3 protein-coding genes (1 of these 3 only partly in view) are annotated in these 25,408 nt (G+C 74.4%); all 3 read right to left on the bottom strand.

Going from position 1 to position 25,408, the window contains the following annotated elements; all coding sequences use genetic code 11:
• Positions 1-44 precede the first annotated feature (44 nt).
• Tightly spaced (at most 17 nt apart), the 3 genes in view from ACFW48_RS13505 to ACFW48_RS13495 form a layout consistent with a single transcriptional unit that may run on beyond the window.
• Complete coding sequence (locus ACFW48_RS13505) at positions 45-1,184, bottom strand: MupA/Atu3671 family FMN-dependent luciferase-like monooxygenase (RefSeq protein WP_386313806.1); 1,140 nt, start codon at positions 1,182-1,184, stop codon at positions 45-47.
• A 17-nt stretch (positions 1,185-1,201) separates the two neighbouring features.
• Positions 1,202-14,932 (bottom strand): SDR family NAD(P)-dependent oxidoreductase, encoded by a 13,731-nt coding sequence (locus ACFW48_RS13500; RefSeq protein ID WP_386313803.1) that lies wholly within the window; start codon positions 14,930-14,932, stop codon positions 1,202-1,204.
• Positions 14,929-25,408, bottom strand: the 3' portion of a protein-coding gene (locus ACFW48_RS13495; protein WP_386313802.1) for an SDR family NAD(P)-dependent oxidoreductase. It continues 1,916 nt past the right edge of the window; only the last 10,480 of its 12,396 coding nucleotides appear in the window; its start codon lies beyond the right edge, outside the window; the stop codon is at positions 14,929-14,931. Before ACFW48_RS13495 ends, ACFW48_RS13500 begins: the two co-directional genes overlap by 4 nt.

Here is a 25,408-nt window from a genome sequence, read left to right as displayed (position 1 = left end):
GCGTCCTGCGGTCTGCGGGTGGCCCCGCGTACGCCACGGTGAGGTCAGCGCTCGTAGTACCAGGCCATCGCGGAGTCGGCGGCCCCGGCGGAGGCCGCGGCTCTGGCCGCGCTGGGGACGCGGCCGGCCGGCGGTGCGGTGCGCGGGGGCCGGACGGCCGGCGCGGGGTCCGCGAACCGGGCGCGCAGGGCGTCCAGCCGGGGCAGGGCGTCGAGCACGGTGGCGAAGGGGAGGCCGAAGTCGACCATGCAGGCGATCTCGTCGACACCGGCGTGCTGCGCCCGGCGGACCACCGCCGCGCACTTCTCCTCGGTGCCGAGCAGCGAGCGGCGTTCGTAGAAGTCCTCGGCCACCACCTTGGCCAGCTCCTCCTTCTCGGCCTGGGTCATGGTGCCGGAGGCGCCGTCGTTGCTCTTCTGGGTGAGGAAGGTGTCGATGTAGCGGCGTACCGGCTCGGCCACGAGCGCGCGCACCTGCTCCTCGTCGTCACCGACATAGGTGTGCATCCCGACGGTGACCACGCCCGTCCGAGGGTCGTGGCCCGCCTCCGCTCTGGCCTTGCGGTAGGCGGCGACATTGGTTTCGAGGCGTTCCCAGCTGTCCACCAGGGCCAGGACGTTGGTGCCCAGCTCACCCGCCGTGACCCAGGTCTGCGGGTTGGAGGAGTGCACGATCCACAGGGGCAGTTCGGCGCGGCACGGGCGCGGATAGGTGCGCACCGGGAGCATCCGGCCGCCGGGGCCGGGGAACTCGACCGTCTCGCCCGCCCACAGCCTGCGCAGCACCGGGATGGTGCCGAAGGCCACCTCGCGGCGCCGTTCGAAGTTGTCGGGATAGAAGACGAAGTCACCGCTGTGCCAGCCGGTGGCCACGCACAGCGCGGCCCGCCCGCCGGAGAGCTGGTCGACCAGGGCCCATTCCTCGGCGACCCGCACCGGGTGGTGGTGCGGCAGGACGATGCTGCCCGCGCGCAGCTCGAGCCGTTCGGTGGCGACGGCGAGGGCGGCGCTGAGGACGGAAGGGTTGGGGAAGCTGCCGCCGAACTCCTGGAAGTGCCGTTCCGGGGTCCAGATGGCCCTGAAGCCGAGCGGGTCGATGGCCCGGGCCACGTCGAGGATGAAGCGATAGCGGTCGCGGAAGGACCTGTCGTCGTTGGCCGCGAAGAAGTACACGCTGAATTCCATGGTGCCCTCCCGGTTCGTCACTGGATCAGGTCACCGGCCTCGGGGGCGGGGGGGCCGCCCAGCGCCGGGGTCATGAGCCGGGCCATGGTCCGCAGCCCCGCGTCGTGGACGATGGTGAAGTGGTCGGCGTCCACGTCGTGCACGCGCAGCGGCTTGCCGACGAACCGCCCGAAGCCGTTGGTCCGGTCGCCGTCCAGACGCCGCATCGCCGGCAGCCCGGCCGGATTCCGTGCGCCGACGAAACCCTGGGTGGCGTGGAAGAAGGTGACGTCGACCGGTTCCGGCAGCGGCTGCGGCACGTACTCGGTGAGCAGCCTGACATTCTGGTTGAACGCGTCGTTGGTGCGGCGCAGGAGCGTCAGGACGTTGTCGTGGGCGAGTTTCGCCGCCGCCTTGTCGACGACGTGCCGAGCGATCAGCCGCAACTGCTCGTCGGTCTCCTTGCCGAGCAGCGATTCCAGGCTGACCAGTTCGGTGATGTTCCACCGGTGGCAGTAGGCGTTGCCGAGCATCATCAGCGGCAGGCTCTCCGACTCGTCGTCGGTGAGCGAGGACCAGTCGACACCGGCCCAGGCGGGCGTCGTCGGCATGATGCCGTCGGCGATGACGAGGGAGTGGACGCGCTCGCCGTGGTGCATCAGCCGGCGGGCGACCTCGAAGGCGACGACTCCGCCGAAGGACGAACCGGCCAGCGTGAAGGGGCCGCCGGGATGGTCGGCGCGGATCGCAGCCGTGTACGCGTCGCACATCTCCTGGAAGGTGTCGAAGCGGTGCAGACGGGCGTCGAGGTCGATCTGTTCGACACCGAGCAGCGGGTACTCGGCGCCGAGGTAGCGCGACAGGTACAGGCCATAGCTCACGTCGCCGTACATGTGGTGCATCCAGTACGAGCGCTGCCGGTTCCCGGCCCGGTTGATGCTGGTGATGAACTTCCGCTCCTGCCGTCCGTCCTGGGACCCCGGCCGCCGCAGCCGACGCAGGTCGACAGCGGCCCCCTCGGAGACGAGGTGGTCGGGGCGGCTGGGCACGTCGACGGTGCGCGGGGGCTCGGACAGCCAGCGTGACCAGTCGCCGGTGGAGGGCCGCCCGTTCATCAGGGACCGTACGACGGTGACGCGGGCCGGACCGGGCAGGGGCCGGGGGGTGTACGACGCGAGGGCCGTGACCAGTGCGGTGCGGTGGGCGTGGGCCTCGCGCAGCCAGTCGGCCAGCGCCTCCTCGCCCATCGGCGGCTTGGCGTCGGTGGTGAGCACCCTGGCCGCCCGGGCGAAGTCGTCGTCGGCGGCATCGACCGGGACATCGGCGCCGAGCCACCGGCAGGCACCCCAGACCGTGCCGAAGGCGCCGGTCAGCGCGCCGAGCCCGGACGCGACCGGCTCGCCGGGCTCCGGGGCACCGACCAGGAGGAGTTCGTCGACCTGGTGCCCCTCGTCGATGAGCCTGCGAGCCGTCTCGAAGGCGAGCACCGCGCCGCACCCCTGCCCCGCGATGCGGTACGGGCCCTGGGGCCGGTCGGCGAGGACCGCGGCCGCGCAGGCGTCCACCAGGTCGGTGACCGAGGCCGACGGGGTCCGGCCGGTGCGAAAGCCCGGCGGCTCGATGCCCAGGACCGGGCCGTCGTCGGCGAGGGCGGCCTGCACATGGGTCAGCCAGCTGAGTTCGCCGGTGTCGCCGGGCAGGCAGTGGACGGGGGCGCCCACCGTGTCCGTGACGAAGGGGACGGCGCGGGCTGTGAGGAGCTGCGAGGTGGTGGAGGGGGTGGGGGTGGACGCGGGTGCAGGCGCCGACTGAGAGGCAGGGGCGGACGCGGGGGTAGGGGTGGACGCGGAGGCAGGGGCGGACGCGGAGGCAGGGGCGGACGCGGAGGCAGGGGTGGACGCGGAGGCAGGGGTGGACGCGTGCTGGGGGGCCAGGGTGGCGATGTGGGTCACCAGGCGCTCCAGCGTGGACTGCTCGAAGATCGCCGCCATCGGGATCTCCTCACCGAACCGCGCCTGGACCCGCTGCATGATGCGCAGCGCGACGATCGAGTCGATCCCGTACGCCGCGAAGTCCTTCGCGGGGTCGATCTCCTCGGGGGCCAGCCCCACCCCTTGCGCCACCAGCTCCCTGACATGCCGGGCCAGCTCGGACGTGTCCTCGGCGGGCGCCGTGGCGGCCGGTGCGGGCTGCTCCGCCTCCCGGGGCTCCGGCGCCGTCGCGGTGTCCTGCCGTCGCGGGGCGGGCTCGGGCAGCCAGTACCTGTCCTCGGCGAACGGGTACGTCGGCAACGGCACCCGCCGTCCCGCCGGGCCCTCCAGCCGGGACCAGTCCGTCTCCTTGTGACGCACCCACCGGATGGCCAGCTCCCGCAGCGGGCCGATGCCTTCCGGCTCGCGCGGGCCGGAGCCGGCCGCCCAGGCACGCAGCCGTGCCACCAGCTCGGGAAGCGTGTCCGCGATCACGGCCAGCCGCTCGGTGAGGGCCGGCCGCCCGACGCGCAGGGTGTGGGCCACGTCGGCGGGACGGTACGCGCTGTGCTCCAGGCTGTCGGCCAGGATGCCCGCATACCGGCGCAGCCGCTCCTCGGTGCGGGCGCTCAGGACGAACAACTGGGGCCCCGCGGGTGCACCGGAGGTTTCGTCGGGCCGGCCGGACTCGAACTCCTCCACGACGACATGGGCGTTGACGCCGCCGAAACCGAAGGAACTCACTCCGGCACGGCGCGGCACCTCACCGCCGTCGCGGTCGGCCGGCCGGGGCCACGGCCGCGCCTCGTCGATGAGGCGGAACGGGGTGTCGGTGAGGTCGATGAGCGGGTTGACGCGTTCCAGGTGCAGGGAGGGCGGCAGTTGACGGTGCTGAAGCGCCTTGATCACCTTGATCAGACCCGCGATGCCGGCCGCGGTCTCCAGGTGCCCGACGTTGGTCTTGACGCTGCCGAGGGCGCAGTAGCCCGCGCGGTCCGCGCCGCCCAGCTCGCGGAAGGCGTCGATGAGGCCGTTCACCTCGATCGGGTCGCCCAGAGCGGTGCCGGTGCCGTGGGCCTCGATGCAGGTGATGGTGTCGGCGGTGCCCCCGGCGGCGCGGTGTGCGCGGACGATGACGTCGGTCTGCGCCTGCGGGTTGGGCGCGGTCAGGGAGTTGGCGCGGCCACCGTGGTTGACGGCGGTGCCTCGGATGAGGGCGTGGACGTGGTCGCCGTCGGCCAGTGCCCGCCCGAGCGGCTTGAGGAGCAGGGCGGCCACGCCCTCGCCCCGTACGTAGCCGTCGGCCCGGTGGTCGAAGGTCTTGCAGCGGCCGTCGGGTGAGAGCATGCCGGATTTGCCGAAGGCCAGGTAGCCGGTCGGGGACAGGATCACGTTGACCCCGCCGGCCACGGCTGTCTCGCACTCCCCGGCGCGGAGCGCCTGCACGGCGCGGTGCACCGCGGTCAGCGAGCTGGAGCACGCGGTGTCGACCGGCTCGCTCGGGCCGTGCAGCCCCAGCAGGAAGGAGACCCGGTTGGCCAGGACGCTGTGCGCGTTGCCGGTGGCGGCCTGGCCGTCGACCTCGACACCGCGGCCGATCAGCAGCTGCGCGTATTCCGAGGAGCCGACCCCGACGAACACACCGGTGCGGGTGCCCTCCAGTGCGGCCGGATCGTGGCCCGCGTCCTCGATGGCGTGCCAGACCGTCTGGAGGAACAACCGGTGCTGTGGGTCCATCGTGCGTGCCTCGCGCGGGGAGATCCGGAAGAACTCCGCGTCGAAGCGGTCGACGCCGTCCAGGAAGCCGCCCCAGCGGGACGGCACCCGGTGCGGGTCCTGGCCCGGGTCGCCGTGGATGTCCCGCCAGTCGAAGCGGTCCGCCGGCACGTCGCCGATCAGGTCCTTGCCCGCGACCAGGTTCTCCCAGTACGCGTCGAGGTCCGGGGAGCCCGGGAAGCGGCCCGCCATGCCGACCACGGCGATGGGCTCGTCCGCCGGTGCCCGGGCGGGCGGCACCGGTCCGGCGTCGGCGGCGGCCGGTTCCGGCGCCGGCACATGCGCGGTCAGGGCCGCCACGAGCGAGGCGACGTCGGCGTGCGCGTACAGCTCAGGGGCCACTACGCTGATGCCCAGCCGATCGCCGAGCACCGCCGCGAGTTCGGTCAGGGTGACGGAGTCGAAGCCGAAGTCGCTCAGGTGCTCCTCGGGGCCCACCTCCTCGGTGGGCAGGCCGAGGACGCTGCTGATGGCGGCGGCGACGACGTCGTACACGTCCCCCCTGTCCGGGCCACCGGCCCCGCTCGGCGGGCCGGACACGGGGACGGTGGCCGGCTCGGCGACCGGGAGGGTGTCGGCGACCGGCTCGGCGACCCGGAGGATTTCCGCGGCCGGCGGCGTGGGCGGCTCGGAGTGTGGAAGCCAGTGCCTGTCCCGGGCGAACGGGTAGCCCGGCAGGGAGATGACCCGACCCGTTCCGCCGAGTCCCGGCCAGTCGACGTCCTCGCCGTCCGCCCAGCGCGCGGCGGCGTCCGCCCACCGCGGCGGCAGCAGCCCGAGGTCGGGAGCGGGCGGCGGGGTGCCGTCCGCCAAGGAGTCCAGGCCGTGGATCAGTTCGGCCGGGTCACGCGCGACCAGCACCGCGCGCGCCCGCAGCGGCTCGCGCCCCACCCGCAGGGTGTGTGCCACATCGGCGAGGATCTCGTCGGCGCCCGGCCCCCGTAGGAAGTCCCGCAACCGGGAGGCCAGGCGGCTCAGTTCCCCGGGCCTGCGCGCGCTGAGGGGGACGAGTTGCGGTTCCCCGGCCGCCGCGTCGCGCTCGGCGGGCCGGGGCGGATCCGCCACGATCAGCTGGGCGTTGGCGCCGCCCACACCGAAGGAGCCGACCGCCGCGTACCGCACCGGGACGCCCTCCCCGCCGGGCCAGGCCTGCCTCCGGCGGACCAGCTCGAGCGGGGAACCGTCCGCCGAGAAGACGGGCAGCGGTGTGGTGACGTCGATGGTCGGGGCGATCTGCCCGGCCCGGAGCTGGAGCAGGACCTTGGTGAGCTGTGCCATGCCCGAAGCGGCCTCCAGATGGCCGACGGCGGGCTTGAGGGAACCGACGCGGACGGGGCCGCGCCCGGCGTCCCGGGAGGCGAAGACCTCGCGCAGGGCCTCGGCCTCGATGGCGTCGCCCACGGCGGATCCGGTCGCGGCGGCCTCGACGTACTGGATGTCGTCGGGACCGAGGCGGGCCGGGCGCAGGGCCCGACGGAGCAGCTCTGCCTGGGCACCCGCGTCCGGGGTGGTGTACGCGTCGTCCCCCGCGTTGTGGTTCACGGCCGAGCCCACGATCAGGGCGTGCACTCGGTCACCCGCGCGCAGCGCCTCGGGCAGCGGTTTGAGGACGACGACCCCTACGCCCTCGCCCGTCACCATGCCGTCGCCGTCCCGGTCGAAGGCGCGGGCCCGGCCGTCGCCGGAGAGCATCCGGGCCCGGGACAGCTCCTCGTGGTGGGCCGGGTGCAGGATCAGGTTGACACCGCCCACCACGGCGGCGCCGCACTCGCCCCTGCGCAGGGCCGCGCAGGCCAGGTGCACGGCGGTGAGCGAGGACGAGCAGGCGGTGTCCACGGCGAGGCTCGGGCCGGAGAAACCGAAGCAGTGCGAGAGCCGGTTGGCGAGCGACCAGTGCGCGGAGCGGGCGTCCGGCCGTTCGCCGCGGGCGCGGCGCTCGGCCGCCAGCGACTGGTAGGGGGTGTGCATGGCGCCGGTGAAGACGCCGACCCCGGCCCCGGTCGCGCGCAGCGCCTCCGCCTCCAGGCGGGCCCTGGTCACCCCCGCGTCCTCCAGCGCGGTCCAGGCCGTCTGGAGCAGCTGCCGCTCCTGGGGGTCCATGGCCGCGGCCTCGCGGGGCGAGATCCGGAACAGCAGCGGGTCGAAGCGGTCGACGTCGTCGAGGAAGCCGCCCCAGCGGTGGCCCGGCTCCCCGCCCTCTCCCGGTGCGGCGTGCTGCTCGGCGGCGTTCCAGCGGTCGGCCGGGATGTCGCCGATCGAGCGCCGCCCGTCGCGCAGGTTGTCCCAGAAGGCCCACAGGTCGTCGGCGCCCGGGTAGCGCCCGGCGACGCCGACGATCGCGATGGGGACCTCGTCGGGTGGGCCGGAGGCACCGGGCGCCGCGCCGTCCGCGGGCCGCTGTGCGGTGTCGGGCTCGGACTCGTGAGGGGTCGGCCGAGCCTCCGCGCGGACCGCCGGCACGGCCGACGCGGGCAGCGAGATGCCCATCGCCAGCACCCGGTCCGCCACTTCGGTGAGCGTCAGGCCGTTGCAGGGCTCGTCGAACACGAGGCGCTGTCCGAGGTCCCGGGACAGGGCCTCGGTGACCTCCATGACCACCAGCGAGTCGACGCCGTACGCCAACAGTGGTGTCAGCGCGTCCATTTCGGACACGTCGAGCTTCAGGCTCGCGGCGAAGCGCTTGCGCAGGCGGTCGACGAGCCAGGGGCGGCCGTCGTTCTCCTGGTCGACCGGCATGGTCGGGACCTCCGTTGCGACGGTGGCGGGCGCGGGCCCGGGCTGCGGTGCCGCGGCGGCACCGGCCGGAGTGGCGCTCTGATGGCGGATGGCGCCGCGTTCGGCGAGCACGAGGCTCTGGTCGGCGTGTGCGTCGTCGTGCTCGGTGGCGGCAAGGGCCCGTACGTCCCGCAGCCCGGCCTCGGCGAGGAGCGCGCCCCAGTCCTCGGCCGCGAGGAGCGGTGAGTGCGGCAGCCGGAGATGGCCGTCGCCGTACAGCCACCAGCCGTCCGTCAGGCCGAAGACGAGCGTGACGGCGTCCAGTACGGCGGTCGACTCGGTGACGGCGAGCAGGGCGCCGGGGCGCATCAGGGACGCGACGTGGTGGAGGGTGGCGCGGATGTCGCCGGTGGCGTGCAGCACGTTGGCGGCGACCACGATGTCGTACCGCTCCCCCGCGAAGCCCTGCGCGGCGGGGTCCGCGGCGATGTCGAGGGTGCGGAAGGCGGCCTCGGGGTGGCTCGGCCCCAGGCGTTCGGCGGTCTGGCGTACGAGCGCGGGTGAGATGTCGGTGCAGACGTAGGCCGGTGCCGCCCCCTCGCACGTCCGGAGCGCGGCGAGGAGCGGGCGGGTGGTGCCGCCGGTGCCGGCTCCGATCTCCAGGACACGTACCGGCCGCCCGGGTTCGCGCCCGCGCAGCTCCCTCACCCTGCGGACGACCGCGGCCGTGCACATCGCGTTGAAGTGCCGCGAGCGCGGGTCGTCGTGGTAGAGGGCGGCGAGCCGGTCCTGGGAGCCGCCGGGGAAGAGAACCTCGAGTCCTCTGCGGCGGCCGGTGAGGACGTCGGGCAGCGCCGCCGCGCAGTCGGCGAGCAGTTCCACGGCCGGCGCGCAGTGCGGGTGGTCGGCGGTGAGCTGCTCGCTCAGCCGGGTCCGGTCGGTGCCGTCCTCGTCCTCTGTCGGATACGGGTCGACGGGGAAACTGAGCAAACCGTCGTCCTCCCGCAGGAGGCCCGGATCCCGCAGCATGTCGAGCAGGGCGTCGAAGAGCCGCCGCTGTACGGTGACCACGCCCAGGTCCACGGCGAGGTCGGCGGGGGTGCGCGCGGCTCCGGCCGTGCGCGGGGCGCCCATCCGGTGGAGGGCGGCGAGGACTTCGCGGCGGGCGAAGTCGTCCAGGCGGGCCAGGTAGCCGGGGGGTACCGAGGAGGCGCGCCGGGCCTCGGCGGCCCCGGCCACGGCCGTGCGCACCGCCTGTCCGTCACCGGGCACGTCCAGGGCGTCGGCGGGCGCGTCCGTGACGCCTTCGAGTTCCTGGTCTCCGGTGGTCTTCAGGACGGTCGCCTGGGTGAGCGGGGAGCCCAGGACGCGGCGGAGGGCGGCGACGCCCTCCTCGTCGGTGAGGCCGGCCACGCCGAGGCGGGCGACCCGGCGCCGGTAGTCCTCGGTGGCGACGGAGCCACTGTGCCCCCACAGGCCCCAGTTGAGGAGTTTGACGGGCAGGCGGGTGCGGGTGGCCAGGTAGTGCGCGTAGGCGTCCTGGAAGGTGGAGGCCGCGCTGTAGTTGCCCTGCCCGGCGTTGGCCCGGTGCGAGACGGCGGACGAGAACAGGGCGAGGAAGTCCAGCGGTTCGCCCGCCAGGGCCTCCGCGAGGACGACGGTGCCGTGGGTCTTGGCGTGCAGGGCGGAGCGGAACGTCAGCTCGTCCATGCGGTGCAGCAGCCCGTCGGCCAGGGTGAAGGCGGCGTGGATCGCGCCGTGGACGGCGCCGAAGCGTTCGCGCACCCGGGTGAGCAGAGCGCCGACGGCGTCGCGGTCGGTGATGTCGGCCTGCTCGTAGACGGCTTCGCCGCCGGCGGCGTGCAGCTCGGACAGCAGGGTGTCCGGCAGTTCGCCCAGCGGGCGGCGGCCGACGAGGACGAGGCGGGCGGCGTACTCGCGGGCCAGGTACCGGGCGACCGCGCGCCCCAGGCCGCCCGCGCCGCCGATCAGCAGACAGGTGCCGCCGTGCCGGAACGGCAGCTCGGTGCCGGGGGCTTCGGGCAGGGTGACCGCACGCAGGGTCTTGCCGAGGCGGAGGCGGCCACGCAGAGCGACCTCCTGCACGGGGAGAGCCGCGGGCTCGGCCTCCACGGCGGCCGCGAGCCGGCGCAGTTCGGCCCCGCCCCGGGCCAGTGCACGGCGGTCCAGATCGAGACAGCCGACGGAGGCGAAGGGCAGCTCGCGGGCCATCGACTTGGCGAGGCCGACGAGCGCGGCGGCGTACGGGTTGCGGGCCGGGACGCCCTCGTCGACCTGCTGGCTGTCGCTGGTGACGACGGACAGGCGCAGCCTCTCGGGACGCCGGGCGGCCAGCCGTTGCGCGAGCCGGAACAGGGCCAGGCAGCCCTGGTCGAGGGCCGTGTCGAGGTGGGCGAGATCGTGGGCGCTGTAGTGGCGGTCGTCGACGCCGCCGAGGAAGTGGATCGCGCTGTCGGGGTCCAGTTCCTCGACGGCGGCTCCAAGGTGCCGTGCCACGTCCGGGGTGTCGAGGCGCAGCACGCGGGCCCGGGGCGAACGCGCCGCCAGGGCCTGGCCGAGGCCGAAGTCGCGGGCCGTGGTGAGGACCAGGGTGTGTCCGGTGTGCCGCGCCGGTGCGGGAGTGGGGGCGTCGAGGACCTGCCACGCGGTGCGCAGCCGGCGCACGGCGGGGCTGCTGCCGTGCGTGGGGCGGGTGGTCGCGGGACGGGCCACGCGCAGGTCCCGGAAGACCGCCACGGGTACGGCGTCCGCGTCCGCCAGCGTCACGTCGGCACGGGCCGTGCCGCGCTCGGGGTCGTGCTCCCGCAGCCGTACGTGCACGTGGCGGGCGGCGCCGACGCGCCCGGTCAGCTCCACGCGGGCCACGGACGCCGGGAGGAACGGCGCGGTGCCCTCGGGAGGTTGGGGAAGCACGCCGTGCAGGGCGTGCAAGGCGCCGTCGAGGGTGCCGGCGTCCACCGCCCAGGCGGGTGCGGACGTGCCGGGTGGCGGTGTCAGCTCCCCGAGGGCCTCGCCTTCGGAGTCCGCGTGTACGGCGGCGAGCCGTCGGAAGAGGGGACCGTAGGCGAGGCCGTCGCGTTGGGCGCAGTCCTTGTAGAAGGCGGACCCGTCACGGCGGGTGGTGCACCGGGCGCGGATCGCGTCGAGGTCGAGGGCGGCGGGCGGGGCGGCCGGGGCGGTGCCGGTGCGGACGGTGCCGGTGGAGCAGGGCCGTTCGTCGCCGTGCGCCGTGCCGATCCTGTAGTCGAGCCCGTCGTTCCCGGACTCGGTGAGGCGGACGCGGACCGTGGCGCCGCCGTCGGGGATCTCCACGGGGGACCGCCACCGTACGTCGGTGATCTCCCGCACCTGGCCGCGGTCGAGTTCCTCGGCGGCGGCAGCGGCCATCTGGAGTTGGACCACTCCGGCGAGCAGGGCACGGCCCTGGACGACGTGGTCGGCGACGACCTGGTCCTCGCGGTCGAAGACGGTCTCGTGGACCAGGCCGTCGAGGGTCGGGACGACGCGGTCGAGCGGTCCGGGCGCGGCGCGGCGCCCATTGCCGTCGGGGCCGAGGGGCGGTGTGGTGGTGACCCAGTGGCGGTCGCCCGCGAACGGGTAGGCGGGCAGCGGGACGCGCCGGGCGCCGTCGAAGGCCCCGGACCAGTCGACGACGCCGCCCCGTGTCCACAGCCGGGCGAGTGTGCCGAGGTCGCGGGCGGCGAGCAGCTCCCCGGCCCGGTCCGCATCCGCGGGAGGTTCGGCGGCGGGATCGACGCGCCCGGTGACCAGGCCGGGGGCGGCGCCCGAGTCGAGGAACTCCTGTAGTCGGCCGCGGAGTTCGGCAGGGGTGCGGGCGGTGACGGCGAGCCTGCTCTCGAGTTCGTCGCGGCCGGTGGCCAGGGTGTGGGCCACGTCGCGCAGGGCGGGGGCGGCGCCGAGGCTCCGGTGCAGCCGTCGTGCGACCTCGCGCAGCCGCTCGTCCGTCTTGGCGGACAGGACGATCAGCTGCTCGGTGCCCTCCTCGCCCGGCGGGTCGTGGCGCCGAGTGGACGGCGGCTCCTGGAGGATCACGTGGCCGTTGGCGCCGCCCGCTCCGAAGGAGCTGACGGCGGCACGGCGCGGGAGGTCCGGGCGCAGGCGCTCCCAGGGGGCGAGGCTGCGTTGCAGCACGAACGGCGTCGACGAGAAGTCGATCTTCGGGTTGGCCTCGTCGGCGTGGAGGGTGGGGGCCAGCCGGCGGTGCGCGAACTGCAACAGGACCTTCGTGATGCCCGCGACGCCCGCCGCCGACTCGGCGTGTCCGATGTTCGACTTGGCGGAGCCGATGGCGCAGTACCCGACGTGATCGGTGTCCTCGGCGAAGGCCCGCCGCAGTCCCTCGATCTCGATGGGGTCGCCGAGCGCGGTACCGGTGCCGTGCGCCTCGACATAGCCGATGGTGTCGGCGGTGATCCCGGCGCCGTGCAGGGCGGCCGAGATGACCTGCGCGTGGGAGCGCGGCGAGGGCACGGTGTAACCGTTGGTGCGGCCGCCGTGATTGACACTGGTGGCGAGGATGACGCCGTGGATGTGGTCGCCGTCGGCGAGGGCCGCGGACAGTGGCTTGAGGACCAGGGCGCCCGCGCCCTCGCTCGGCACGAAGCCGTCGCCGCCCGCGCCGAACGCGCGGCAGCGGCCGTCCGTGGACAGCAGCCGCATGTCCGCGAGCACGCCGTACTTGATGGGATGCGTCTGGATGTGCGCGCCCCCGGCGATCGCCATCGCGCACTCGCCGCGCCGCAGCGATTCGACCGCCAGGTGGAGAGCGGTCAGCGAGGACGAGCAGGCGGTGTCGACGACGAGGCTGGGGCCGTGGGCATCGAGAAGGTAGGAGAGCCGGTTGGCGATGGAGAAGTCCATCGACAGGGCGATGACGGGGTTGCCGCGGCCCCACTCCTCGGCGCCGATGAGCTTGTACGAGGTGGCGGTGGCTCCGACGAACACTCCTACCGCGTGCTGGTCGCCGCGCAGGGTGCGCTCGTGCAGCAGCCGCCGTGAGTAGCCCGCGTCCTCCAGGGCCGACCAGGCCACTTCGAGGAATACCCGCTCGGTGGGGTCGGCCCGCTCGGCGTCGCGGGGCGAGATGTTGAAGTACCGCGCGTCGAACCGGTCGGCGTCCTCGATGAAGCCGCCCCACTTCGCGTACACCGTGCCCGGGCCGCGCTCACCGGGCGCGTAGTGGCGGGAGTGGTCCCAGCGGTCGGCCGGGATCTCGGTGATGGCGTCCTCGCCGTCGCGCAGGGTGCGCCAGTACGCGTCGAGGTCACGGCCCCCGGGGTAGCGTCCGGCGACGCCGATGACGGCGATGGGTTCCGCGGCGCGAGTGCCCTCGCTGGTGGCCGAGGGGGCCACGGCCGTTCGGGGGCGGCCTGGCTCCCGCTTCTTCGGAGCCGGTGCGGCCGGGGTCTGCCGGGCGAGCAGGGCGCGCAGCGCCGCGGTGTGCTCCGCCGCGAGGTGGCGGCCGAGTTCGCCGACCGTGCGGTGCTCGAACAGAAGGGTGGCGGGCAGCGGCCCGAGCCGGTCCTCGAGGACGGTGTGGATCTTCTTGATGAGGACGGAGTCCACGCCGACCGTGGACAGTTCCTGGTCGGCACGGAGTCTTCCCGCGGGGAGCCGGAGGATGTCGCCCACCAGTGTGAGCAGGTAGCTCTCGGCCGCCGGTTCGAGGTCACCGCCGTTGCCGGGGCCGCCGCCGGGGGCGGGCGTCTCGGCGGGGTCGGTCGCGGACCGCTGCGCTGGTGTCTCCCGCCCGGCCAGGTGCCGTGCCACGTAGGCGTGGACGCGGCTCGCGTCGCCGTGCACCGCGTACACCTCGGGCCGCCGCGCCGCGAGTGCGGTGCCGACGGTGTCGAGGAGGGTCTCGGCGGGCAGCGTCCCCATGCCCTGGAGGTCCCGGACGGCCCGTTTGTCCCGCTCGCTCAGGCCCATACCGCCTCCCTCGGTCAGCGGGAGCGCGAGCGCCACGGTGGTGCCGCGTCGCCCGTGGCCCCGGGTGACGGCCTCGGCGCGGATGGCGGCGAGGGCGCCGAGGGCACGGTTGGCGGCGGCGTAGTCGCTCTGTCCCGGGCCGCCCGTGTAGGCGGCGACGGAGGAGAGCAGCACGAACGACTCCAGGGGTTCGGCCGCGGTGACCTCGTCGAGGACGGCGGCTCCCGTCAGCTTCGGGGCGAGAACGCGCCGTGCCGTCTCCGGCTCCTTGTTCACCAGGTACGCGTCCTCGTTGACTCCCGCCGCGTGCAGTACGCCGGCCAGCGGCCCGAACTCCTCGTGGGCCCGCGCCACGGCCCGCTCGACGTCGGAGCGCCGGGTGACGTCGCCCCGCACGTACACGGCCTCTCCGCCCGCCTCCCGCAGCCGGTCGAGGAGCCGGTCGATGCGTGCGGCCGGTGCCGAGCGGCCGAGCAGCACCAGGCGCGCCGCGTGCCGGCGGGCGAGGAGCAGGGCGAGGTGCCCGCCGATGCCGCCCGTGCCGCCGGTGACTAGGTGGACGCCGCGTTCCCGCCAGAGGGGGCGGGCGGCGTCCCGGTCGGGCCGGATCGGGACGAGGGTCCTGATGGCGCGCCCGCCGGGGCCGTGGCGGACCTGGTGGGAGCCCGGCGTGGGCAGGGCGAGTTCGGTGACGGCGAGTTCGAGAGGGGTGCGGCCGGTGCCGTCCCCGGAGGGTTCGGTGCTGTGTACGGCGACGGCGTCGACGCGGCGGTCCTCCTGGGCGGCGATCTGGCACAGCCCGCCCAGGGCGTCGGCCGCCACCCGCTGACCGGGCCCGGCCGTGAGCACGGCGAGGGAGACCGGCTCCCGGGAGGCGTCCTCGACGACCGTCTTCAGCAGCGCGAACGCCGCGTCGACGGCGGCGGCGCCGGGCACCTCCCGGGCGTCGAGCACGACCCGTGCCGCGGTGCGCCCGGGGCCGCTCACGGCGCGCCAGGCGCTGTGCCAGTCCGCAGGGGCCTCCGCGGGGACGACGAACTGCCCTGCGGGGTCCCGGCCTTGGGTGGCGGATCCGAGGCGCAGGACGAGGACGCGGGCGTCGGCGGTCCCGGTCTGGGGGACCGGCGCGGTGGGCGTCCACGTGGACTCGTACCAGACGGTGGTGTCCGTACCGGCTGCCCGTGTCGCCGCCTCGTCGCCCGCGCCGTCGCCGACCGCGTCGTCCGCCCTTGCTGCGGCGAGACGGCGGAGCAGGGCCGCGGCCTGCCGGGCGTCCAGTTCTCCCCGGCTGACCCGCGCCAGGATTTCTCGTTTGGCTTCGTGCGGACCGGTCCTCATCGATTTCCCCCGTCCCCGAGAACGAGCATGTCGTCCACCTCTTCGACCGACCTGGCGCCCTCGCGCAGGTCGTTGAGCAGTTGGAGCCATTCCTCGCCGGCGTCCGGAGGATCGCCGGACACGGCGGCGGACGTAGGCCGCGACGGCTCGTCGGCCCAGTGGCGGATGGACTCGAACGGATAGCCCGGCAGGGAGGTGCGGCGGTGTGCGGGCTCCGCTCCGGCCGGGTGCCGGTCGGGCAGCTCACCACCCGCCACCCAGTGCCGGGCCAGTGCCTCGGCACCCGCCGAGTGCGGCGGGCTCGACGCAGGGTGCCCGGCGGGCTCGCCGAGGAAGACACCCGGGCGGTCGAAGGTGCCGTCCGCGCACGAACGCAACCGGTCCAGCAGTTCGCCGGTGTCCGCGACGAGCAGGGCGAGCCGCCACCGCATCGGATCCCTCCCCGCCCGCAGGGTGAACTCGACGTCGCCGAGGGGCAGATCCGGCTCGCCGGCGGCGCGCCGTGCCGTCAGCCGGGCGGCGAGCCGGGCCGCCGCGGCGCGCAGGGCACGCTCGGTGCGGGCCGACAGGACGATCAGTCGGGGTTCACCGGTGTCCGGCAGCGGAGCGCGTGGTGGCGGGATGAACTCCTCCAGCACGACGTGCGCGTTGGTGCCGCCGAAGCCGAGCGAGGTCACCCCCGCGCGGCGCGGGAGCTCTGTGCCACCGGCGTCGGTCAGACGCGGCCACGGCCGGCGTTCGGCGACCACCTCGAACGGGCTGCCTTCCAGCTCCAGCAGTGGGTTGGCCGTACCGAAGTTGATGCTCGCGGGCAGTTCGCCGTGGCGCATGGCCAGCAGCGTCTTGACGGTGCCGATGAGTCCGGCCGCGGCTTCCAGGTGCCCGACGTTGGACTTCACGCTGCCCAGACCGCACCACGGCGTCACCGGTTCGTTCTCCGGACGTTCCAGGAGGTGGGCGAAGGCCTTGCGCAGCGCGCGGACCTCGATCGGGTCACCGACATGGGTGGCGGTGCCGTGGGCCTCGATGTAGGTGACGGTGCGCGGGTCGACACCCGCCCGCCGATGCACCGACGCGATCAGCTCGGCCTGGGCGGCCGGGTTGGGCACGGTCATCGACGTCACCCGGCCGCCGTGGCCCACTCCGCTGCCGCGGATCAGGCCGTGCACGGTGTCGCCGTCCGCCAGCGCCCGCGACAGCGGCTTGAGGTACAGTGCGCCCACCCCTTCGCCCCGCACCATTCCGTTCGCCTCGCTGTCGAACGGGCGGCACACGCCGTCGGGCGACATGACGCCGAGCTGGCCGAGCGCCACGAACAGCCTCGCTCCCAGGTTGAGATGGACACCGCCCACGATCGCGGCGCCGCACTCCCCGCCCTGGATCGCCCCGACGGCCCGGTGCAGCGCGCTGAGCGAGCTGGAGCAGGCGGTGTCCACCGTCTCGCTCGGCCCGTGCAGACCCAGCTGGTACGAGATCCGGTTGGACAGGATGCAGTGACCGACGCCCAGGCTGGAGTGGGCCTCGCGGTCCCGGCCGATGCGGATGAGGAACTCGTCGTAGTCGTGTGAGGTGGCACCGACGAAGACACCCGTGTCGGTGCCACCGAGGCTGCTCGGACGGTGTCCCGCGTCCTCGACGGCCCACCAGGCACAGTGCAGCAGAAGCCGCTGCTGGGGGTCCATGAGTCCGGCTTCCAGCGGCGAGATGCCGAAGAACTCCGCGTCGAACTCGTCGACGCCGTCGATGAAGGCGCCCCAGCGCGTGTCGGTCGTGCCGGGCTCGCGCTGCGGATCGCCGTACACGGACCGCCAGTCGAAGCGTTCCCGTGGGATCTCCGTGACGAGGTCGGCGCCCTCGCGCAGCCGTCGCCACAGCGTGTCGCAGTCGGGTGCGCCCGGGAAGATCCCTGCCATGCCGACGACGGCGACCGGGTCGTCGGGGCCGGTGCGGGCGGTGGGTCCGAGGGGCACGGGGGACGGTGGTTCGGGCTGGTGCCGATCCGGCGCCGGGGTGGTGGGCGGCAGGGCGTCGGACATGGACGCGGCCACCGCATCGCAGGCCCCGGGAGCGTTCTCCAGAAGGTACGCGGCCAGTTCCGCCACCGTCCTGCACTCGTACAGCAGCACCTTCGGCAGGGGGCCGAACGTGCCCTCCATGGTCCGGACCATCTGAATGGCTCCGAGGGAGTCCAGGCCGTAGGCCGCGAACGCGGTCGTGTCGTCGACGGCGTCGGCCGGAACGGACAGGAACTCCGCGAACTCCTGGCGCAGGTGGCGTGCGAGGCGGGCGGGTGTGTCGTCTTCGGCGGGCGGGGCCGCGGCGGGGACGGAGGTTCGGGGGGCGGCGGCCGTGGCGGCCTCCTCGGCGGCGGGCGTGGCGTACCCGCGGGCGGCCGCCCGGCCCAGCAGTACGCACTGGTCGGCCTCGGCCTCGTCGACGTCGGCGGCCCCGAACACCCACACCGGATCGAATCCGGCCGTGGCCAGCACGCGGCGCCAGCCCGTGGCGTCCAGGAGCGGGGAGCCGGGCAGCCGTCCGTCCTGGGGCGGCTGCCAGCCGGGCACCATGCCGAACATCAGGGTCAGATAGTCCAGGGCCAGGGTCAGTTCGTTGAGCGCGAACACGCCCCCCTCGGTCAGCAGCTGACGGACCCGGGTGACCGAGTCCGCGACCACCCGGGTGACGTGGACGACGTTGGTGGCGACCACCACGTCGAAGAAACCGGGCTCGAAGCCCTGCCCGGCCAGCTCCCCCTCCAGGTCGAACGCCGCGTAGCGCACCGCCGTACGGGCTCCGGCGAGGCGCCGGCGCGCGGTGCGGAAGAAGGCGGGGGACACGTCGGTGAAGTAGTACGTGACGGTGTCCTCGGGCAGGCCGAGCGCGTCGACGAGACGCAGGACACGCTCGGTCGTGGCACCGGAGCCGGCGCCGATTTCCAGGACGCGCAGCGGCTCGCCGGGACGGCGGGCGTGCTGCTCGCGCAGATGGCCCGCCACGGCGTGGGCGATCAGGTCGTTGAAGTGGTCGGCGATGCCGGTGTTGCCGTAGACGCGGGCGATGCCCTCGTCGTCGCCGGGGAAGTACAGCTCGAGCGGGTTCACCCGGTCGGCGAGCACGTCGGGCAGCTGTCGTGACCAGGAGACGACCAGGTCGATGTGGGGTTCGATCTCCGGGTTGGCCCGGGCGAGTTCGCGCAGCCTCGCGGTCAGGCGGGCCTGTTCGGCCTCCTCCCCGTCGGCGGGCGGCTCGCAGGTGCGCAGTGCGCGCTCCAGGAACTCGGTGAAGTGCTCGTGTCCGGGCGCGATCTCCATCCGGTCGGCGAGGTGGTCGTCGGCGCCGTACCTGCCCCGGCCGGTGTGCCGGCGCAGGACCGAGGCGGCGAGGGCGCGCCCCAGAGCGCTGAACTCGACCAGGGCACCGAGGATGCGCGCGCCCGAGTAGCCGCTCTCCTCGACGCGGGCGGCCAGTTCGGCGGCGAGCGCCGCGGTGGCGTCGGCCGTGTCGTGCTCGGCCGGTGCGGACGGCGGCTGGGCGGGGGCGGGCACGAGCGCCGCAGGCTCCCGCAGCCAGAAGCGCCGGGGTTCGAACGGATAGGTGGGCAGCGGGACACGAGGCTCCGGGCGGCCGTCCGGGCCGGTCGGCCAGTCGACCGTCCCACCGTCCGCCCAGGACCGGGCGAGCCGGCCCGTGTCGTCGGCCCGCCGGGCGTCGCGGGCGGCGGTGCCCGTCATGTCGTACACCGTGCCCGTAGAGTCCGCCTCTTCCGTCGCGAGGAGCGCCTCCAGGCCCCGGACCAGTGCGCTGCGGCTGTCGGCGATCACCGCGCAACGCGCTGCGGCCGCCTCACGGCCGTGCTGCAGAGTCGCCGCGATCTCGGACGTGGGCAGACCGCAACCCGGACCGAGGAAGTCCAGGTAACGCCGTGCCAGGGCCCGCAGCCGTTCCGGTGTCCGTGCGGAGAAGGGGAAGACCAGGGGGCCTTCCGACGGACGCGCCGCCTGCCGCACCGGCGGCTCTTCGAGGACCACATGGGCATAGGAACCGCCGAAGCCGAAGGAGCTGACACCCGCCCGGCGCGGCACCCCGGGCGGCGGGTCCCAGGGCACGGGTTCCCGGTTGACGTGGAGCGGACCCTCGTCGAGACGGCAGTAGGGGTTGGCCTCCTGGAACGACGGCATCGCCGGGATGAGCCCGTGCCGCATGGACAGGACGGTCTTGACGACACCCACCAGCCCCGCGGCGCCCTCGGTGTGCCCGAGGTGCGACTTGGCGCTGCCGAGCACGATGTGCGGCTCGCCGCCGTGGGCGCGCAGGGCGCCCTTGACGGCCTCGACCTCGATGGGGTCGCCGAGTCTGGTGCCGGTGCCGTGCGCCTCCAGGTAGGTGAGGGTCGCCGGGTCGATGCCCGCCTCGCTCCAGGCGCGGCGCAGCAGGGCCTCCTGGCGGGCCTGGTTGGGTGCGGTGGCCGAGCTGGCGTGACCGCCGTGGTTGACGGCGACGGATCTGATGACGGCGTGCACCGGGTCGCCGTCGGCGAGGGCCTGGCGGAGCGGCTTGAGCAGAACGGCGGCGACCGCCTCGCCGGGGACGTAGCCGTCGGCGCGGGCATCGAAGCTGTAGCAGCGTCCGCCGGGCGACAGCGCGCCGATGGCGGAGAGCTTGAGGTAGTGGCGGGGGCTGGCGATGAGATTCGTCCCGGCCGCGAAGGCCATCGAGCACTCGCCGCGGCGCAGTGACGCGACGGCCAGCTGGAGCGCCGTCAGCGAGGACGAGCAGGCGGTGTCCACGGTCAGGCTCGGACCACTGAGGTCGAAGAAGAACGACGGGCGGTTGGCCGTCATCGACATGGCGGCGCCGATGGGGTCGTGCACGCCGACCGTGCGGCCCCGCGCGATCATCTCGTTGTCGTAGTCCTGGAAGCACTGGCCGACGAAGACCCCGGTGTCGGAGCCGCGCAGCGCGGGCGCCGCGCCTGCGTCCTCGGCCGTGGCGTGGAGAACCTCGAGCAGCAGCCTGAGCTGCGGGTCCATGCTCTCCGCCTCGCTGGGCAGGACGCGGAAGAAGGCCGCGTCGAAGGTGTCGATCGCGTCGAGGAAGGCGCCGTGGCGGCAGTCGGTCGTGCCGGGTGCGGCGGTGGGGTCGTAGTACCGGCTGTGGTCCCAGCGGTCGGCGGGCACCGGAGTGACCAGGTCGTCCCCCGCCGCCAGCCTGGCCCAGAGCGCTTCGGGCCCGTCCGCGCCGGGGAAGCGACCACCGATGCCGATGATCGCGATGTCCTCGCGGGTGTCTGTGGTGCCGCCGGTGTTTGTGCTGCCGCGGGTGGCTGTGTCGCCGCCCGTGACTGTGTGGCCGCGGCCGGCCGCGCTGTGCCGGGCGGCCATGTCATCCGGGGTGGCTGTGTCGTCCTCCTCGGAGCCGCCGTCGGACCGTCGGACCGCTGCCTGTCGCGCGGCGGCGGGCTCCCTGCGGCGCTCGGGACCACCGTTCCCGGTGGCGGAGCCGGGCGCGTGGCCCCTCCCGTTGTGCGCGGCCCGCCAGCGGGTCAGCTCCGCCTCGTACTCGCGGACCAGGTAGCCGGACAGGTCCGGCACATTGGGATGGCGGAACAGCGCGGTGGGCGGTACGGCGACGGAGAACTCCTTGTCGAGCGCGGCGTTCAGCTCGATGAGTGTGGCCGAACCGAGCCCGAGTTCCATGAAGTTGTGGCCGCTGAGCTCACTCGGGTCAGCGGCCGCCGGGCCGGGCAGCAGCGCGGCGACGGCGGCCGCGACGCGCCGGGTCACCGCGGGCAGCAGGGCCTCGCCGTCGGGAGCCGGCACGGCGGGCGTCAGTCGTCCGGGCCGCGCCTCCGGCTCCAGCCAGAGGCGTCGCCGCTCGAATGCCGTGACCGGCAGCGGTGTCCGGAGCGGTCGGTGGCCGGCCGGGGCCTCCTCCACGACGACGTGGCAGTTGGTGCCACCGAAGCCGAAGGAGGAGACACCGGCTCGGCGCGGACCGGAGCCCTCGCGCGGCCAGTCGCCGCCGGTCAGCACGGGCCGGAACGGCGTCCTCTCGAACTGGATGCGCGGGTGCGGCTCGGTGCAGTGCAGGGTGGGCACCAGCCGGCCGTGGTGCAGCCCGAGCACGACCTTGATCAGGGAGGCGACGCCACCGGCGTGCAGCAGAGCGCCGATGTTGGTCTTCACCGATCCGACCCCGGCCGGCCGGAGCCGGCCCGCCCCCTGGTACGCCTCGGCCGCGGCGGCGATCTCGATCGGGTCGCCGAACCCGCTCGCCGAGCCGTGCGTCTCGAGGTATCCCACGCTCGCCGGATCGATGTCGCCCGAGCGCAGCGCGGCTCGGATGACCTCGGTCTGGGCCTCGTGGCTCGGCGTGGTCGGGCCGACGGTGCGGCCGTCGTTGTTGACCGCGGAGCCCGTGATGGTGGCGAGGACGATGTCGCCGTCGCGCAGCGCCCTGCCCTCTTCCTTGAGCAGGACCAGGCCCGCCCCCTCGCCCGGCACGAATCCGGCGGCTTCGCGGTCGAAGACCCGGGACCTGCCGTCCTTGGAGAGCGCGCCGGCGCGGTCCAGACCCACGTACACGAACGGGTCGAGCAGCAGCTCGACGCCTCCGGCGACCGCCGCCTCGCACTCCCCCGCCAGCAGGCTCTGCACGGCCCGGTGCAGGGCGACCAGCGAGGACGAGCACGCGGTGTCCACGGTCAGGCTCGCACCGCGCAGGTCGAAGACGTGCGAGAGGGTCGCGCCCGCCATGTTCGGCAGTGAGTCGGCCAGCAGCCGGGGCGGCGTCGGCAGTCCGGCGAGGAAGCCGCGCCGGGTGTAGTCGTTCGGGCCCACTCCCAGGAAGACGCCGGTCGCGCTGCCCGCCACGTCCTCCCGCCGGTAACCGGCGCGGTCGAGGAGTTCCTGGGTGACTTCCAGGCAGATCCGCTGCTGCGGGTCCATCCAGCGTGCCTCTTCCTCGTCGATGCCGAAGCAGGCGGCGTCGAACCGGTCGATGCCGTCGATGAATCCGCCCCATCGCGCGGCGGCCACGACGTCGGCACCCGCGTGCCGCAGCCACTCCTGCGGCCACCGGCCGTCCGGTGCCGGGCGCACGCAGTCGCGGCCGTGCACGAGGTTGTCCCAGAACGCCTCGAGGCTGGGCGAGCCGGGGAAGCGGCACGCCGCGGCGACGACGGCGATCCGGCCCCCAGCGGACGGTGCCGCGGCGGGAACGGCGGCGCGGGCGGGCGCCGGAACGGGGGCGGCCTGCCCGGCGCGGGGCGGCGTGCCCGTACCGGGCACCGGCGCGGCCGGCAGCACCTCGGCCACGAGATGCTGGGCGAGGGCCTGGATCGACCGGTGGCGCAGGAGCAGCGACGGCGGGACCGGCACGCCGTACTTCTCCTCCATACCGCTGAGGGCGCGCATCGCGGCGACGGAGTCCAGGCCGTAGTCGGACAACTCGTCCTCCACGTCCAGCTCCGACTGCGGGAGCTTGAGGACGTCCGCGACGACCTCGCGCAGTTCCCGTACGACGGTGTCGAGGTCCGGCCCGCCGCCGGGCGGGACGGCTTCGGCCACCGCCCCCCGGGGTTCGACGGGCGCGGAGGCGGCCGGTGCGGGTTCCTCGCCCACGTTCTCGACCACCGACCTCATCCGTGCCTCCAGTCGCGCCGGATCGCCCTTGAGCACCACCAGTTGCGGCCCGTCGAGGGCCAGCGCCGTATCAAGGGCGGCGAGCCCCTCCGCGGTGTCCATCGGCTCCAGCCCGGCCCGCACGAGTACGTCCTGCTCGACGTCCGGGTGGATGCGCATGCCGCCGTCGCGCCACATCGGCCAGTTGACGGACAGGGTGCGCCCACGGACCTCACCACGGGCCCGCAGCGCCTCGCGCCATTCCGCGTACGCGTCCAGGAAGCGGTTGCCGGCGGTGTAGTCGGCGGCCCCCACACTGCCGAGCACGGCCGAGGCGGACGAGAAGAGCACGAAGTAATCCAGTTCCTCGCCGCTTGTCGCCAGATCGAGCGCGCGGGTGCCCGCGAGCTTCGGGGTGAGCACCCGGCGCACCGAGTCCAGTGGCTTGGTGATGAGCAGCCCGTCCTCGGTGACGCCCGCGGAGTGGATCACCCCGGTCAGCGGTCCGAAGCGGGACCGGGCCTCGGCCACGACTCGCGCCATGTCGGCCCGGCTCGCCGTGTCGGCCCGGAGGTATACGGCCTCACTGCCCGCGCGCCGGATTCCGTCGACCGCGGCCTCCTGCTCCGCGCCCGGCGCGGAGCGCCCGAACAGGACGAGCGAGACCTTCGCCCGCGCGGCCATGTGCCGTGCCACGTGCAGACCGAGGCCACCGGCGCCGCCGCTGATCAGGTAGACGCCGCCCGTGCGGGCGAGCGGGGTACGCACGGCCGCCGGGGGCCGGCAGCGCGTGAAGGACAGGACGGCGCGCGTGCCGCCGGTGTGGCGTACTTCGACGTCGTCGAGGTTCGCGGTCTCGGCGAGCAGCAGGCCGGCGAGTTCCGCGGCGGTGCGGCGGTCTCGGACGTCGACGGTCTTGACGGCCAGTTTGGGCTGTTCCAGGCGCACACTGCGGGCGAACCCGCCGACCGCGGCGCCCGCGGGCAGGTCGCGCTCGCCGTCGAAGGCGTGGACGACGGGCAGCGTACGGTCCAGACCGACCAGCCACGCCTGGCAGAACAGGAAAAGCGGCACCAGCGCGACGTCGAGGCCGTCGAGCGGCCCGTCGGCCGGGGCCGCCCCGTCCAACTGCCACAGGTGGAGCACGGCCGACGGCGTGACCCGGTCCGCGCGCAGCGCCGACAGGAGCGCGCGGTGGTCCTCGGCGCTGTCCGGGGCGATGTCGTAGTCGTCCGGGGAGAGCCGGGTGTACTCCTTTCCAGGGCGTACCCACACCACGCGCCCGTGGCGCGAGCGCAGTTCGGCGACGCGCTCGGCGGAGGTGTCGAAGACGAGGACGGTGCCGGTGACGGGCTCGCCCTTGCCGGGGCGCGGCGTCCACACGGGGCGGTAGAGCAGGGTGCGCTCGTCGAGGAGAGCCGGCGGGGCGGGCACGTTCTCCGCCGTCGCGGGCACTGGAGCCGGTTCCGGCACCGGCGGCGCCACGGGGTCCGAATGGACCACCTCTTCCAGGGGTCCGGCGGGTTCCGGAGCCTTGACGCTCTCCGGCGCGCGCACCGCACCCGGCGGTACCGCCCTGGCCGCCGCGCCGCCGATGCCGGGCACCCAGCAGCGCTGCCGTGCGAAGGCGTAGGTGGGCAGCGAGATCCGGCGCCCTCCGGACGGCACGGTGTCCTGCCACGGAATGTCATGACCGCGGACCCAGCGCTCGGCCACCGACTCGGTGGTCAGCGCCGCGTTCGTCTCCTCCGTGGCCGGCGCGTGCTTGACCCGTCCGGACCAGCGCCGTTCCGTGCCCTCCCGCCCGGCGACGAAGTCGTCCAGGGCGCGGGTGAGTTCACCGGTGTCGCGCGCCGCGAGGGCGAGTCGTGACTCCATGGCGCGGCGACCCGCGCCCAGGGTGAGGACGATGTCCTCGATGCGGAGGTGCGGGTGGGCGCGCAGATGGTCCAGGAGGCGCCGGGCCTGTTCCCGCAGCCTGCTGTCGTCGCGTCCGGAGAGCGGCACGACGTACCGGTCGACGGTGCGCGGTCCGCTCTGCGCCGTGCCGGACGCGGACACGGCCGCCGGTTCCGGCAGGTACTCCTCCACCAGCACATGGGCGTTGGCGCCGCCGAAGCCGAAGCTGCTCAGCGCGGCCCGGCGCGGCGCGAGAGCACCGGTGTGCGGGTCGGTCACCCGCTCCCACGACTCGGTCCGCCGGGCGACGTAGAACGGCGTGCTGGAGAAGGGGATCTCCGGGTTCAGTTCGTCGGTGTGCAGGGAGGGCACGATGAGCCCGTGGCGCAGGGACAGCAGCACCTTGGTCAGCGAGGCGATACCCGCGGCGCCCTCCAGGTGGCCGACGTTGGACTTCAGCGAACCGATGGCGCAGAAGCCCTGCTCCCGGGTGTATCGGCGGAACGCCTTGGCGAGGGCGGCGATCTCGATCTGGTCGCCGAGGGTGGTGGCGCCGCCGTGCGCCTCGATGTACGTGATCGTCTCGGGCGGCACCTGGGACTTCTCCAGCACTTCCGTGACGACGCGGGCCTGCGCGTCGGGGCTCGGCACCGCGAAACCGCTGGTGCGTCCGCCGTGCTGGGCCGCGGACCCGCGGATGACGCCGTAGATCTGGTCGCCCGCGGCGATGGCGTCGGCCAGGGGGCGTACGAGGACGGCGCCGACCCCTTCACCGGGCACGTAGCCGTCGGCGCCCCGCCCGAAGACCCGGCACCGGCCGTCGGTGGAGAGCAGGTTGCTGTCGGCCAGGCGCAGGTACTTGTACGGGTGCAGGGACAGGTTCACACCACCCGCGACGGCGGCCCGGCACTCGCCCCTGCGGATCGACTCGCAGGCCATGTGCAGGGTGAACAGG

The sequence above is a fragment of the Streptomyces sp. NPDC058812 genome (genome assembly GCF_042744565.1).
Classification (GTDB): Bacteria; Actinomycetota; Actinomycetes; order Streptomycetales; family Streptomycetaceae; genus Streptomyces; species Streptomyces thinghirensis.
This window is presented reverse-complemented; position numbering and strand designations above follow the sequence as displayed.